This window comes from Enterococcus sp. AZ177, assembly GCF_050544585.1.
Classification (GTDB): Bacteria; Bacillota; Bacilli; order Lactobacillales; family Enterococcaceae; genus Enterococcus_L; species Enterococcus_L plantarum.
The window spans coordinates 2,673,584-2,688,607 of record NZ_CP172944.1 but is presented as its reverse complement, the minus strand read 5'-3'; the positions used below and the strand labels follow the sequence as shown (position 1 = coordinate 2,688,607).

Sequence of the window (15,024 nt, the reverse complement as noted above, 5' to 3'; positions counted from 1 at the left end):
AATAATCAAGCTTGAATAATCAAAAAGAAATAAAAAGTAAAGAATAACTTACTTTAATTAATGAAATAAGTATATTTTTTTAAAAAATTAACGCCATTGAATTGATATTCACTACGAATTACAATACAATAATAAAAGAAAGATTTATTTTTTGTTGATTTATATGCAAAATATTAAGGGAGGACTGTCGTGAAAAAAAATATTCGATTGATATTTATCAGTTTTATCATTTTAATTATTTTTCCAAGTGACTGGTCCTATGCTATAGAAATTCAGCAACCTGTTGCAGAAGAATCGGTAACAAGTGAGTCAACGGAAGAAAGTATGCCATCTGAGTCGTCAGAGATCCCTGTTGATGATTCTTCGTTTAGCCAAGAATCAACGACTGAAGAAGAATCAATAGAAAATGGAAAAATAACTAATACAAATGATACGAATAACTTAGTAGATGAAAATAATTCTGAAATAAATAGCAAAAATATGTTAAGAGCAGATGATCCACAAGATACAGATGGCTTCTGGTTGGTCGACACAGCAGCTACTTTGACTGAGTATTTAAAAGATAGTCAAAAACTGAAATTTCGACTAACGGATAATATTGATTTGGGATCTAATGGCTATCAGTTGAAAGATGGCATGATCATCGATGGTGCTAATCACATTATTACATACAACAAAGGCGCTTCGGCTACTCGTGGTTTTTATGCAAATCAGGAGAACGCAGTAATTGAAATTCGTAATACACAGTTTGGAAACAGCGATGGTTCTGGTGCTGTTGGGTATTATGGCTTTTTATCTGGAGGTTCAGCCATTAATATGACCTTTATTTTTGATAGTGTTGATTACTATTCAACAAATGGTCAAATGATTTACAACACTAATGGATCGGTCCTTATGCGAGGACAAAATACGATCGATCAAAGAGGTACGAGTACATATTCCCAAGAATGGGCAGAAATCAACTACGTAGAAATCCAGAATGGACATACATCTATCACACATTCCTCCAATCAAACAAGAGCATTTATCTGGTCAACAAGTACGTATTTAGCAAATCCTCACGCAAACCAATCTCAAATAGTGGTAAGAGAAAATGCACAGCTTGATATACAGACGAATAGTAACATGACATATGGAACGTTAGCTCCGAGCTATGTTGTTGAAAAGAATGCTGTTTTTAATTTGGATAAAGTAACACTTGCTACAGATAGTGCAAGGAATCAATTCTTTGCATCTAATCAAACACAACCTGTAACATTTGATTTTCAAGAGCAGTCTCAAGTCGATTTTAAGTTGCCTTTGCCAATCAATCTTTATACTGCTAAAGGTGGGATGAATATTGGAGAAAATGCTGATGTTTCCCTAGATGTTGCAAGTGGAACCATCTTTACAACTTCGTCATCCAGTAATTTTGCACTCAATATGAATAAAGCAAAACAGGTTTCATTTGCGGGAACGAGTCTAGGAACTTTGGGGTTAAATGGTGCCAATGGCGTAAATAATCTATCTTTTACAAGTAACTATTTACAAAAAATAGAAACTTTTTCAAGTAAAACGGACAGCGCGCCGACACAAGAACTATTTAAGCAAGCTTCAGATTTAAGTGTTCAAGGAACGAATTTTACGAATATATCAGGTTCGAGTAGCCCATTTAGTGATGGAGAATTACTTGCTTTAAAAAACGCACAAAAATTGGTATTTAGTGAATTCGTGGATGTTCCAGATCAATTAGAACTATATGCCCTTAAGTCATTGGATACATCCGTTTCACTAATTGGAAGTTCTGTAAATAATGGGAGTCAAGCAACCGAAGTGAAATTCTTCATTTTCTCTTCTGAAGAAGATACAAATGATTTAAGGAAAGCAAGGCAAATTGTTACATTAAATTCATTTGAAAATCAGAAAAATACAGTACTTAAATCTCAGTACGAAATCACTATAGACGGTTTGAACCCAAACACACTTTATTGGGCTCAAATGGTTGTGATCAATCAAGCTGGTGAGAGTGAATTTTCTGATGCAGAAATATTTGCTACCCAACCACAGTTGAGCAACCTTACAGCTAATGTCACAACCACTACTGCAATCATCAACGGGGTATTGGCAAGTGATACAGGAAAATGGACAGACTATTCAAATGGAGAAGCTGCTGCAATACCTGACCAACAGGCAGATTTTGGCAGTAAGTACCGACAAGTTACAGTAGAGTACAGTAAAAACAAAGACTTTCCAAAAGCTGAAACAATGTCTCAAGTGGCGGTACTTTCTGGTAATAAAAACCAAAATTTCAGTGCGAAATTAAAAGGACTTGAAGGAGACGTAACCTATTATGTTCGTGTGAGTGTTGCAGGTGTTTATGGAGAAGAAGTTGTTTTAGCGATGACACCGTTAACAGAATTCCAAACGATAACAGATATTATCAAAGTAGAAGTGCCAATCGAAATGGCCTTTCAAACCCAAAATAAAGACATTGGAACTTTGCAAGAAGGGCAAGTGTCTTCAAGTGAGTATCCAGTCGTAAACAAAGGAAACACCCCAACAAAAGTATCGATAACCAATCTAACGAAGGAAAATGCAGCGGCCAATCAGTTGCAACTGTTAGATAGTCTATCAGGAAATTTAGGTCAGGATGAACTAGCGTTGCAATTGCTTGTTGATAACAATCAGGCAGAGCCACTTTTCTTAACGAACGAATTATCACAAAATCCTTTATCGGTCGGTGTTTTAAACGTGAATGAAGAAAAAAACTTGCGTCTTAAAGGTAAGTACTTTAACGCCACAAGACAAGCAATATTTCCAACGTACAAAGTGACATTCAAAGTAGAAAAAGATGAAAAGTGAGAGGGATTTTATGGATAACACAAACGAAGAGAAGAAGAAAAAGAAACGATTGCTGATTTTACTATTGCTATTCTTATTAGCAGCTTCAGCGGCAGGCTTATATTATTATTTTTCAACTAAAACGGAACCTGTACAAGTTGTTTCAGGAGACTACTTACCAGATGCAAAAGGCGCTAAAAAAATGAGTGATAAAGATCTCAAAGCAGCTGAACAAAAAGCTGTGGATGCAAGTAAATTCAATATGGTCATTAAATCAGAGGCTGTATTTGAGAACGGCGACAGTGAAGGTAGTCTATACATTCAAAATCCTATCGAAAACGGGTATCCCATCAATGTGGTAATTCATTTAGATAGCAATAATGAACAAGTTTATTCCTCTGGTGCAATTCAGCCAGGGTATGAAATAAATGGAGCAAAACTAGAGAAAAAACTTGCTCAGGGAGATTATCCAGCAACAGCTACGTTTGATATTTATGATTCAAAGACAAACAAGAAACGTGGGCAAGTTCAAGCTGGCATTACAATTCGCATCAACAACTAATATCGTTATTTAGCAGATTTTCTGTTAAAAATAAATCATTTCACACACAGAAGGAGAAACAGAATGAAGAAAACAAACTTTTTACTTACTACAATGATGCTAGGTCTAAGCGTATCAGGACTAACACAAATAGCTTTAGCTGATGATATTAATGGGAATAATTCAGCAGAGATCACGATTAATGGATCAATCGGTAAATTAGATAATACAAATCCAGATACGAATATCCCAGAAGGCTCTGATGAGTGGATTAATGTTACTGTTGATACAGTGACGGCCTTCCATACTACGACTGCTAGTGCACATAAAAACATTGAGTCAGCTGATTATAACATCGTAAATAATTCAGGTCGCGGTGTTGCAGTGACATTGAATAAAATGGAAGGAACTCCTAAGTACGTGGACACCTTAGCAATCGAAGCTAAAGGGAACGATTTAGTTGAGGCTCCAAAAAAGACTAATTTGGTTGCAAACAATGCGTTAGTTGACCTAACAAGTTCAGCAGTTTGGATGCGATTGGCCAATAAAGATGGACGTTTGAATATCGAAGATGATGCAGCTTCAGCCTATGCGAATTCTGCTAAATTCTTTTATACTGGTACAACAACGGCTAGTTTGCCAACAAATGTCAATGAAACTGCAGCAAAAGAAGACTATAAACTAACATTGAAATTCACATCGATCCAAAAAGATGGAACAACGATTGGTGTAACACCATAATTAAATAAAGGCCGTGATATAAGATGAAACAATTCAAATGTTACATCATTACGATCATTCTTTTGGTGAGTTGTATTACTTCTTTTCAAACGATTGCGGATGCTACAACTGATATAGAGATCCATGGACAAATCGGTAGAAATGAGACAACTATACAGCCATCAATCAAACCAGAACCAGGGTCAGATACGAAATTAGCACAACCAAAGCAAACGCACATAAGAGTAAAAAATTTTCCAACCGCTGGTAGTATTGTCGAACAGCTAACGCCGATTGGCTTATTGCTCCTGTTGATTTTTTTATTGCTCAGTAGGTGGAAAGCACATAGAAATAAATAGTTTGTATAGCACTATTGTAATCTAACTCGTTATTCAAATGTAGAGGGTGGAGGAAACGGATAGTTCGTTTTTTCCATCCTCTATTTTTATTCGAAGCGTTACGCAAAAACAGATTTGACAGCGCTTTCCTTTGTGCTATAATGATAAGTAACGGAATGTAACTGAATTTTCAGGCATAACCATAATAGCGTAAAGACGACAAGGGTTTTGTTGTGTTTATTCTATTATGGTTTTTATATTTTTGGATAAAAGATTGAGAAGGAAGGTTCTGGTAATCGATGTTTTGAGATGACTGGACTGTATTTCTTAAAAATGTATAGTGAGGAGAAATGACCAATGAGCAAATCAGTATTTCCAGAAAATTTTTTATGGGGTGGCGCAACAGCAGCTAACCAATATGAAGGCGGCTATCTATCAGGAGGCAAAGGGCTTAGTACGCTTGATGCAATTACAGGAGGCAGTCACACAACACCTAGAATGATTACCTATAAAACGAAAGAGGGTAAAGTTGAAACATGTAGTAGAGGAGAAGCTTTGCCAGAAGGGGCAGTTGGCTATGTTGATCCAGATAAGTATTATCCTAGTCATGTAGCCACAGATTTTTATAATCATTATAAGGAAGATATTGCATTATTTGCAGAAATGGGCTTTAAATGCTTTAGGCTTTCAATCGCTTGGGCTAGAATATGTCCAAAAGGAACAAAGGAAATCAATGAAGAAGGTTTGGCTTTTTATGATAAAGTCTTTGATGAGTTGTTACGTTACGGAATTGAGCCAATCGTAACAATCAATCACTTCGATATTCCAATGTATTTAGCAGATGAATTAGATGGGTGGTCAAATAGAAAAGTAATTGACTATTTCGTGTTTTTCTGTGAAACGTTATTTAAACGCTACAAAGACAAAGTCAAATATTGGATGACCTTCAATGAAATTAATTTTTTGCGCAGCTGGACTCAAATTGGGATTCACCAAAATGATCAACAAGCAAAGTATCAAGCAGCACATCACTTATTCGTTGCTAGTGCTAAAGCGGTTAAATTAGGATATAAAATCAATCCTGATTTTAATATAGGGATGATGGTGGCTTATATTCCGAGTTACCCAATGAGTTGTAATCCAAATGATGTGATGGAAGCAATCAAGTTTAATCGGGAACAAGAATTTTATATTGATGTGCAAGTAAAAGGCTATTATCCAGCCCACAAAGTAAAAGAATTTGAACGAAAAAATGTCGTCATTCAAAAAGAGGCGGGGGATGATGAGCTTATTAAAGAAGGAACCGTTGATTACATTGGCTTTAGTTATTATATGTCGACCGTTTCTGCAGCTAATCCAGATGAAGTGAAATATGTGGGGGGAAATCAAATGCCAGCAGTCAAAAACCCATACTTGCAAGAATCAGAGTGGGGTTGGGCTGTTGATCCTCTAGGATTGCGTATTTCGTTGTGTAAATTGTATGATCGATATAATATACCATTATTTGTTGTAGAAAATGGCTTTGGTGCAGTGGATAAACTAGAAACAGACGGTACGATCCAAGATGATTATCGTATCGATTATTTCAGCAAACATATCGCTGCGATGAAAGATGCCATTGAATTAGATGGTGTTGATTTGATAGGCTATACGCCATGGGGATGTATTGATGTCGTTTCATCTGGAACAGGTGAAATGAAAAAAAGATATGGTTTTATCTATGTTGATATGGATGATGAAGGGAATGGAACATTGGATCGATCTAGAAAACAATCATTTTATTGGTACAAAAAATTGATTGCCGCAAATGGTCTACAAGAATAAAGAGGCGGGGTAGGAGGTTGGGACAGAAGTGTTTAACTCCGAGAAATAAGAAGGAATTTACTAAAATTGCTTTTCAAATTTTTGTGAATTTCGGCTTATTTCCGAAGGAGTTACTTCTGCGCCCACCGTTTATTCGGTTACTAAGAGCCTGAAACATAACTTTTTTAGTTATGTCCCAGGCTCATTCTCTTTTCTTAAAATAAATGTTCATAAATTGGGCGTAAAATGTTGTAGTAAAAATCAACCATGGTATACTGCTAATGAGGCGAATTTTCTGGTTACAAAATTGTTTAATAAGTGTAGTCAGATGTTTGAAAAAGCCGCAGGAGGAATCATAATCAGATGAAAAGAGTATCAATCAAAGAATTAAAAGAATTAATCGAACTAACAGTGAGTGAGCCCGTTTCAATCATTGATGTCCGGGAAGTGGAAGAATTTGCTGCAGGTCATATCGTCAACGCTAAAAATTATCCTTTGTCCACTTTACCAGAGGCAATGACAGAGATAAATCGTGAACAACCCCATTATGTGATTTGTCAGCATGGCGTGCGTTCAGAGCATGCGTGCTCGTTTCTTGAAAATTATGGCTACAATGTTGTTTCTGTTTCAGAAGGTATGTCTGTTTGGGATGGAAAAGAAAATAGTTATCAATAAAAAAATCGCAATGAGCCTGATGCTTGTTGCGATTTTTTTGATGAACAGAATTAAAGTGAAAACTTATTTTTAGTAAGCAAAATCCTTTGCAAGTATACTTACTTTTTGTTAGTATATAAATGTAGATAAGAAAACAACAGTTATTGGAGGAAAAAGTCATGACAACAAAATTATTAATTGCCTATTATAGTTCAACAGGAACAGGTACACAAATGGTAAAATGGGCCAAAGAAGCAGCAGAAGCGAATGGAGCAGAAGTTCGTTTAAGAAAAGTTCATGAGTTAGCGCCAGATGTGGCAATTGATTCAAATCCAGCTTGGCGCAAAAATGTCGAAGCAAGTAAAGAAATTCCAGAAGTGACAAGTGACGATTTATTATGGGCAGATGCCTACATTTTCTCTTCACCTTCACGCTTTGGTGTAATGGCCAGCCAGTTAAAACAATTTTTTGATTTACAAGGCGGGCTTTGGGCACAAGGAAAATTAGCGAATAAATTTGTCACAGCATTCTCTTCTGCACAAAATCCAAACGGTGGACAAGAGCAAGTAATCCAAGGGATATACACAGTAATGCAACATTGGGGTGCAATCATCGTGCCAGCAGGTTACGTAAATCCATCTACTTTTGCTGCTGGCGGTAACCCTTATGGAACAAGTGCTTCAATCGACGGTGAAGGGAATATGTTAAAAGCGGACGAAGTGAAAGCAGCAGTTCAAGATCAAACCAAACGTTTGGTTGATGTAACAAGTAATTATTTAGGTTAAAAAAAGTAAAACGATACCACTATTGCGTTCTTTTTATTAAAGAATGCGATAGTGGTATCATAAATAGTTTAGAAATCATTACCCCCCCAAACGAGATCACTTCTCTTGGGGGTTTTTATTGGATAGACAGCCTAATAGATTGTTACTTCTTAAATGCGGTGATTAGATAACGCTTTAAAGTAGGCAAGATAAGTATTGGGTTATCTAAAAAATAGTTCTTATTTTGTTACATCTTCTCCAAACCACTTTTTTGAAATATCAGCTAGTTTTCCGGTTTTTCTAAGCTCTTCAAAACCGTTGTTGATTTTTTCGGCTAGTTCTTTATCGGATTTTCTCAGACCAACAGCGAAAGCTTCACTTTCAAATTCACCACTAACAATCGAATAATTTGCTAGATTATCCTCGTGAGAAAGATAATAGTTGGCATAAACACGATCAATCAATAAGCCATCAATTCGTCCGGACTTTAAATCCATAAATGCTTCATTAAAACCATCATACAAAATAGCTGTTTGATCTTTAACCAAATTTTTCAAAATGTCAGGTTGTGTTTCAAAGCTGTTGTAGCCAGAAGAACCATTTTGGGCACCTAGAATTTTGCCTTTCATATCTGAGAATGAATGGATATCATTCTTTTTCAGAGAAACGACGACTTGTTCATTTTTCATGTACTCATCACTAAAAAGTACTTTTTCTTCTCGTTCAGCACTTTTAGAATAACCATTCCAAATCAAGTCAATTGTTTGATTTTGTAATTCATTTTCTTTCATGGACCAGTCGATTGGTTGAAAGTCCACAGTGATCCCATATAACTCAAATACTGCCCGAGCTAAATCAACGTCAAATCCAATGATTTCACCGGATTTATTTTGAAAGCCCATGGGGACAAAGGAATCATCTAAGCCAACGATAACTCTTTTTTCATCATTGATTCGTGTCCATTGATCAGCATCTGTTTTTTTTCTACCACAACCGACTATGGATACTATTGCAAAAATAGCTGTTATGGCAAGGATTAGATAATTTTTTTTCTTCATATAATCTTTCCTTTCTACTGAACCGGTTTTACTGTTAATAAGTTGTCAGCAATATTTTCAGCAAAATTCATATCGTGGGTGACGACGATTTGAGTCATGCCTTGTGCTTTTAACGTTAAAATCACTTCTTCGACTTGTTGGCGAAGTTCAGGATCAAGTGCACTAGTAGGTTCGTCATAGCCTAATACTTTAGGTTTCATTGCAAGAGCCCGAGCGAGAGCGACTCGTTGTTTTTGACCGCCGGATAATTGATAAGGATACAAGTTCTCTTTTCCATGGAGATCGAATTTCATCAATAAGTCCATTGCTTCCATTTCACTTGCTTCTTTCGATTGTTTTAAGGAAAGGATAGGTGCTAACGTGATATTATCTAAAACTGAAAGGTGAGGAAATAATTGGAAATCTTGAAAAACAATCCCCACGACTTGATCTGCATTATTCATTTCTACAGGATTAAAGGGGACACCATCCATCGTTAATTCACCTGAATCAATGGTTTCTAGACCAGCTAAGCAACGCAACAACGTTGTTTTACCACCACCAGAAGGCCCTACAATCGTTAAAATCTCTCCATCTTTGATCTCTAAATTTAATTGATCGATGATGCGACGACTATCAAAACTTTTAGTTAAATTTTTTATTCGTAACATGATTTTCCTCCTAATTTTAAAAGCGTAGCGGGCTCGTTCTACTCTGACAGGAAAATAGGAAATTAAGAATGAGGCGCTTTTTGCCTCAATCGAAATTTATCTTTTACCCGAAGAGTTAGCCCGTAAAGCTAGATGACATATAGCAACAGTCTTCCGTTTATTTGTAATACTGATAGTGTTTTTCCAATTTTTTCGAGGCTAACGTTAGGACGGCCGTCAACAAAAGGTAAATAATACCAACTAAAACTAAAGGCAATAAACTGACATCGCGACTCATCGCAATTTTACCAGCACGTAATAGGTCCCCTAAACCAAGTACATAGATCAAAGAAGTATCTTTAACCAAATTGATCACTTCATTACCGATAGAAGGTAAAACGATTTTGATCACTTGGGGTAAAATAATTCTTGTGACGGTTTGAAATCGTGTTAAACGTAAAACTTTCGCCGCTTCATATTGCCCTTCTGGAATCGATTGAATGCCGCCACGAAAAATTTCTGCAAAATAAGCTGCATAATTTAAAATAAACGCGAATAAAGCTGCATCATATCGTTCAAAGACAATGCCAATCAATGGTAGGCCGTAAAAAACAAAAATAAGTTGTAGTAACAACGGTGTCCCACGCATTAGCCAGATATAAATAGTAATCAGAAAATTCAAAGGTTTAAAATTTGTCTGTAAGGCAAATGCAACTAAAATCCCAAGTGGAATCGAGCCTAATAGTGTAAAAATAAATACTTTCAATGTCATGAGTGCGCCGTCAACTAAAGCCGGCATAATTTCTAAAATATAGTTCATCATTTTTCCTCCAGTTTTTTATTTTTTTATAAGAGTAAACAAAAAAGTCCCCTTGACTGGTTTGCCAAGAGGACGAAATAATCGTGGTTCCACCTCAATTCGTTAATACCTCACAATATTAACCTCGTAGAATCTTTTGTAAAAGAAAAGATTCTTTTCTGATAACGGAGAATGCCGCATCTTCTTACTTGATTCAGAAGGTGACTAAAACAGGTGTGTTCATCGAAGGTTTCCAGCTTTTTTTCTCAGCGAATAAAAAAGTCTCTGTCAAGAAAGTATCTTTGATTACTTGTTCTGTTTGTGCGTTTTAATTTTATTAGAATAGCTAATACGAATTGTTCTAATAAGTTATTTCTATTTATTGTAACAATATACGATGTTTAGGGATAAAAAACAAAAAATCCTTTGGCAATTAAGCCAAAGGACGTAAAAATCGTGGTTCCACCTTTTTTTATTATCGCTTCACAACGATAACCTCATGAAGTCATAGACTTCCAACGCTGTAACGGGCATACCCGAACTTTCCTACTGCTACATTCAAAAAGTTAACTCCCAGATGTGGTTCGCTTTATCCTTCTGTCTTTTTACACCAACCAAAGACTCTCTTTGAGAATAAAATAAAGGTACTCTTCTGTTCTTTGTTTTTTTATAACTTTACCACCAGTTTTTCCGCTTGTCAACAACTGTTTGTTTAGAAAATTCAGAAAATAGCTTGTTTTAAGCATAAAAGTAACTGATTGAACAAAGTTGAGGTAAAATAGAAATAGTTACTTCCTATTAAAAAGTAAGTAAACGGTGATAGTGAAAAACTATCGCACTGTTTCTATTTGTACTATCCTTCTATAAATATATCTGATAAACTATGTACAATTATTGTCGGAAAGTAAAAAAGGAGTGGTATCGATTGAGGCGGCCGATTATTGGAATTGCAGCGAATGAAATTGAAGACGCAGGGGCGAAATTGTATCATTTACCGATCAGTTATACTCCTTTTGGATATGTTAAAGCCGTTCAAAACGCTGGTGGTTTACCGGTGGTTTTGCCAGTGGGCTCTCCTGATTTGGCTAAGGAGTATATCAAACAAATCGATAAGTTGATTTTGGCTGGCGGACAGAATGTTTCACCAGCATTATATGGTGAATCAGTTCAACTTGAAGAAGCGTCATTATCAGAAAAAAGAGATCAATTTGAGTTAGCGTTGATTGAAGAAGCTATTGCACAAAATAAACCGATTTTTGCGGTTTGTCGTGGTCTCCAATTAGTTAACGTAGCACTTGGTGGCAGTTTGTATCAGGACATCAGTCATTTTAGCGATGGGAAAATTGCCCATATGCAAGTACCGGTATCACGTGAAATTCCTACACATCAGATCCAAACAGAAGACACGAGTATTTTACGTGACATTTACGGTAAAAAAACAACTGTTAACTCGTTTCATTTTCAAGCTGTCAAAAAATTAGCAAAGAAACTAAAAGTTACAGCACTTAGTGAAGACGGCATTATTGAAGGAGTGGAAAGTAACGATTCGAATCTCGCATTTTTAGGCGTGCAGTGGCACCCTGATTTTGCTTTTGATCATTTAGAACAAGAAATGGCTGTTTTTCGTTATGTTGTTGAAGAATTATAGGTAATGTAGATTGAACAGAAAACAAGCGTTATGATCAGTTTTAAGAAAGAGGAGGAATTGGACAATGAAGAAAAAGTTTGGTGTTTTTGTATTAGCAGCGGGTTTATTATTGACGGCTTGCAATGGGGGACAAGGGACCAGCACATCTGGTGAAAAAACGGATGGCGGTAAAACAGATCAGACACAAGTAATCAAAGTTGCTTCTGGAGGAGAGTTATCAACACTAGATAGCGCACATTATACGGATGTATACAGTTCGGATATGATTGGTCAAGTTGTAGAAGGACTTTATCGAATGGATAAAAATCATGAGCCAGAATTAGCTGTTGCAGCAAGTGAGCCTACCGTTAGTGATGATGGATTAGTGTACACATTTAAATTAAAAGAGACAAAATGGAGCAATGGTGATCCTGTTATAGCAGGTGATTTTGTCTCAGCATTTAAAAATGTTGTAGATCCAAGTTTTGGTTCAAGTAGCAGTAACCAAATGGATATTTTCAAAAATGGTCGAAAAATCCGAGAAGGGGAAGCAAAAGTGGATGAGCTTGGGGTCAAAGCAATTGATGATCAAACATTAGAAATGACCTTAGAATACCCAATTCCTTATCTATCTCAAGTATTGGTTGGAACGCCCTTTATGCCAAAAAATGAAAAGTTCGTCAAAGAAAAAGGCGATGCTTACGGTACATCAACAGATAATTTTGTTGGAAATGGCCCATTTGTAATTTCTGGTTGGGACGGTAATACAGAAAATTGGAAACTAACAAAAAACAAAGACTACTGGGATCAGGAAAATGTTAAGCTAGATACGATTGATGTTCAAGTAGTGAAAGAAATCGGTACTGGAACAAACCTTTTTGATGCAGGTGATCTAGATTACACTGTTCTAGCAGATACGTATGCATTGCAATACAAAGACTCACCGCAAGCACATTTTATTCCTAAGGCAATGGTTGGCTATTTGAGTCCTAATCATAAGCGAGAAGTAACCGGCAATGTAAATGCGCGTAAAGCTATTTTACAAGCAATCGATAAAGAAACATTTGCTAAAGATATTTTAGGGGATGGTTCTACAGCTATCAACGGTTTTGTGCCAAAAGATTTTGCGAAAGATCCTGAAACAGGCGAAGATTTCCGAAAAGAAAATGGAGATTTCCTTCCATATGATTTAAAAGAAGCACAAAAAAGTTGGGAAATAGCTAAGAAAGAATTAGGTAAAGATGAAATTGAATTAGAATTATTATCAGCCGATTCCGCACTTGCGAAAAAGACAATCGAGTATGTCCAAGGGCAATTACAACAAAATCTACCTGGGTTAAAAATTACGTTGAAATCTATTCCACTGCAAAATCGATTGGACTTGCAAACAGCAAGCAATTTTGACTTAGTTTTTGGTACATGGACACCAGATTATGCTGATCCAATCAACTTTTTAGAATTTTATGACTCTAAAAGTGGGTTGAATACTTCAGGCTATAATAATTCTGACTATGACAAAGGATTGAATGATGCTAGAATCACTTTAGCTAACGAACCAGAAAAACGTTGGGATAAATTAAAAGAATTAGAAGAAACCTTGATTGAAAAAGATGCCGCTGTTCTGCCGCTTTATCAAGGAGCAATTGGGTATCTAAAAGCGGATCAATTAAAAGAATTACAAGTTTTTCCGTTTGGTAGAACAGTATCTTATCGTTTAGCGTATGTTGAATAATAGATAAAAAAGGGAGCATAAAGATCAACATCTTTATGTTCCCTTTTTTTATTATGAAGTCATTAGTATCTTCATCGCAGTGTTTACAGTGAAAAAGAGAAAGGCGTAAACGAGGATCCAACAAAGAGCATGCATATCTTTTGTAATTGTTTGATAATGCGTTTAACATAAAAGTATAGATTAGAGAAAAATCTTGAAAAAGTACAATCAACGTTGGAGGGAGAAAATCTATGCGAGTAATCAAAGTACTTATTTCTATTATACTATTAGCTGGTATTTTTGGGATTGCTGGTTTATATTCTCAAATAGTAGATTTAGGTGTTGTGACCACATTTTTTGATAATTTACTGTTTCAATATGATTGGCTATTTTATTTTTACCAAGTTGTTCTTTTTGCTTTATTAGCAATCTTGTTGCTGGCTTTTTTGATGATTATATTCAAACCGATCACGTCAAAACAAATCCACATAAAAAAAGATACCGGTCAGGTCAACTTACCACTGAACACACTGGAATCGATTGCTAGAGCTTCATTACATGGCATTGTAAATGGTGATAATACACAGGTAAAAGTTAGATTAACAAAGAAACAAACGGCAGATGTAGAAGTCACGATAGCAGACGAACAACAACAGCAGTTCTTAAGTAGAGGGAAACAAATTCAAGAATCAATCCCACAAGCCTTGCAAAACATGGCAATGATCGAGACGAATAAAATCAAGGTTATTTTCAAAAAGAAAAAAGCAGAATCGTCTTTATTGCCAAGCAGTAAAAAAGAGTCACGTGTGGTTTAAAGGAGGAAGGATAATGAAAAAAAGAATGACAATAGCTCCTTACCGCAATCAAATTATATGTACCGGATTAGCTGTTCTAATTGCCATACTGTTTATGACAATTGGATTTTGGAAAACAGTTTTGCTTGTCGCTTTAACAGGAATCGGCTATTTTATTGGCAAAACGCAAGATGAAAACCGCTCTATCTCTTCAATTTTAGCTACAATACAGGCTTTTTTTGAAAGATAAAAATAAATCGAATCAAAATCAGAAAGGTTGAGAAAAATATGGATAACAAAGCAACTGGAAACACAACTGAAGGAACAAACGCAAATGGAATCAAAACAAAATTAACATTTGACGATCAAGTCGTGAAAAAAATTGCTGGTATCGCCGTATCAGAAATCCCTGGTATTTTAGGATTAAGCGGAAATGCGATTACAAACTTGACCGATAAATTTACGAATGGAAACAATCCAACGAAAGGCATTAGTGCAGAAGTTGGAACGAAACAAGTTGCAATTGATTTAGATGTCATTGGGGAATATGGTAAGAATATTGCTCAAGTATTTGATACAGCAACAAAAAAAGTTGCAGAAGAAGTAAAAAACATGACGGGGCTAGATGTTATTGAATTTAACATGAACGTAGATGATGTGATGTCAAAGGAACAGTACGAAGAAAAATTTGAAAACAAGAAAAAAGATGATAATGAAAATGATAAAAAACAAGAAAACAATACACGTACATTACAATAATGTTTCG

At 35.8% G+C, this 15,024-nt stretch carries 15 protein-coding genes and 2 other annotated features; of the genes, 12 read left to right on the top strand and 3 right to left on the bottom strand.

Annotated features, from left to right (window positions below; all coding sequences use genetic code 11):
- The first annotated feature begins 189 nt into the window (after positions 1-189).
- The 7 genes from IGJ34_RS13250 (at position 190) to wrbA (ending at position 7,661) form a co-directional block, all read left to right on the top strand.
- A complete protein-coding gene (locus tag IGJ34_RS13250; RefSeq protein ID WP_430597639.1) occupies positions 190-2,841 on the top strand; it encodes a fibronectin type III domain-containing protein in 2,652 nt (883 codons plus the stop codon).
- Positions 2,842-2,851: 10 nt separating this feature from the next.
- Positions 2,852-3,382 (top strand): hypothetical protein, encoded by a 531-nt coding sequence (locus IGJ34_RS13245; RefSeq protein ID WP_083241732.1) that lies wholly within the window; start codon positions 2,852-2,854, stop codon positions 3,380-3,382.
- Positions 3,383-3,445: 63 nt separating this feature from the next.
- Complete coding sequence (locus IGJ34_RS13240) at positions 3,446-4,102, top strand: hypothetical protein (RefSeq protein ID WP_069653597.1); 657 nt, start codon at positions 3,446-3,448, stop codon at positions 4,100-4,102.
- A gap of 23 nt (positions 4,103-4,125) precedes the next feature.
- A complete protein-coding gene (locus IGJ34_RS13235) occupies positions 4,126-4,440 on the top strand; it encodes a hypothetical protein (protein WP_206836812.1) in 315 nt (104 codons plus the stop codon).
- A 336-nt stretch (positions 4,441-4,776) separates the two neighbouring features.
- Positions 4,777-6,243 (top strand): glycoside hydrolase family 1 protein, encoded by a 1,467-nt coding sequence (locus IGJ34_RS13230; protein WP_430597638.1) that lies wholly within the window; start codon positions 4,777-4,779, stop codon positions 6,241-6,243.
- A gap of 342 nt (positions 6,244-6,585) precedes the next feature.
- Complete coding sequence (locus tag IGJ34_RS13225) at positions 6,586-6,897, top strand: rhodanese-like domain-containing protein (RefSeq protein WP_069653600.1); 312 nt, start codon at positions 6,586-6,588, stop codon at positions 6,895-6,897.
- A 158-nt stretch (positions 6,898-7,055) separates the two neighbouring features.
- Positions 7,056-7,661, top strand: a complete 606-nt coding sequence (gene wrbA / locus IGJ34_RS13220; RefSeq protein ID WP_069653601.1) for an NAD(P)H:quinone oxidoreductase type IV — start codon at positions 7,056-7,058, stop codon at positions 7,659-7,661.
- A 218-nt stretch (positions 7,662-7,879) separates the two neighbouring features.
- On the opposite strand, the gene IGJ34_RS13215 is transcribed toward wrbA, so the two are convergent.
- From IGJ34_RS13215 to IGJ34_RS13205, 3 genes are all read right to left on the bottom strand, one after another.
- Positions 7,880-8,698: an amino acid ABC transporter substrate-binding protein gene (locus tag IGJ34_RS13215; RefSeq protein ID WP_206836295.1), complete on the bottom strand. Its 819-nt coding sequence runs from the start codon at positions 8,696-8,698 to the stop codon at positions 7,880-7,882.
- Between the two features lie 14 nt (positions 8,699-8,712).
- Entirely contained in the window at positions 8,713-9,348 is a 636-nt protein-coding gene (locus IGJ34_RS13210) for an amino acid ABC transporter ATP-binding protein (protein ID WP_069653603.1), read from the bottom strand.
- Positions 9,349-9,505: 157 nt separating this feature from the next.
- A complete protein-coding gene (locus tag IGJ34_RS13205) occupies positions 9,506-10,150 on the bottom strand; it encodes an amino acid ABC transporter permease (RefSeq protein ID WP_181429461.1) in 645 nt (214 codons plus the stop codon).
- A gap of 62 nt (positions 10,151-10,212) precedes the next feature.
- Positions 10,213-10,459: a binding site (T-box leader), on the bottom strand.
- 105 nt (positions 10,460-10,564) lie between these two features.
- Positions 10,565-10,795 (bottom strand) — a binding site (T-box leader).
- Between the two features lie 256 nt (positions 10,796-11,051).
- On the opposite strand from IGJ34_RS13205, the gene IGJ34_RS13200 reads away from it, so the two are divergent.
- The 5 genes from IGJ34_RS13200 to IGJ34_RS13180 all read left to right on the top strand — a co-directional run bounded on the left by IGJ34_RS13200 (position 11,052) and on the right by IGJ34_RS13180 (position 15,017).
- Positions 11,052-11,774 (top strand): gamma-glutamyl-gamma-aminobutyrate hydrolase family protein, encoded by a 723-nt coding sequence (locus tag IGJ34_RS13200; protein WP_206836293.1) that lies wholly within the window; start codon positions 11,052-11,054, stop codon positions 11,772-11,774.
- A 64-nt stretch (positions 11,775-11,838) separates the two neighbouring features.
- The gene (locus IGJ34_RS13195) at positions 11,839-13,485 is read left to right on the top strand and encodes a peptide ABC transporter substrate-binding protein (RefSeq protein WP_430597637.1); all 1,647 of its coding nucleotides are present in this window, start codon (positions 11,839-11,841) and stop codon (positions 13,483-13,485) included.
- A gap of 230 nt (positions 13,486-13,715) precedes the next feature.
- A complete protein-coding gene (gene amaP, locus IGJ34_RS13190) occupies positions 13,716-14,279 on the top strand; it encodes an alkaline shock response membrane anchor protein AmaP (RefSeq protein WP_206848991.1) in 564 nt (187 codons plus the stop codon).
- A gap of 13 nt (positions 14,280-14,292) precedes the next feature.
- Positions 14,293-14,508, top strand: coding sequence for a DUF2273 domain-containing protein (locus IGJ34_RS13185; protein WP_069653608.1), 216 nt, complete (start codon positions 14,293-14,295; stop codon positions 14,506-14,508).
- 38 nt (positions 14,509-14,546) lie between these two features.
- Entirely contained in the window at positions 14,547-15,017 is a 471-nt protein-coding gene (locus IGJ34_RS13180; protein WP_069653609.1) for an Asp23/Gls24 family envelope stress response protein, read from the top strand.
- The last annotated feature ends 7 nt before the right edge of the window (positions 15,018-15,024 follow it).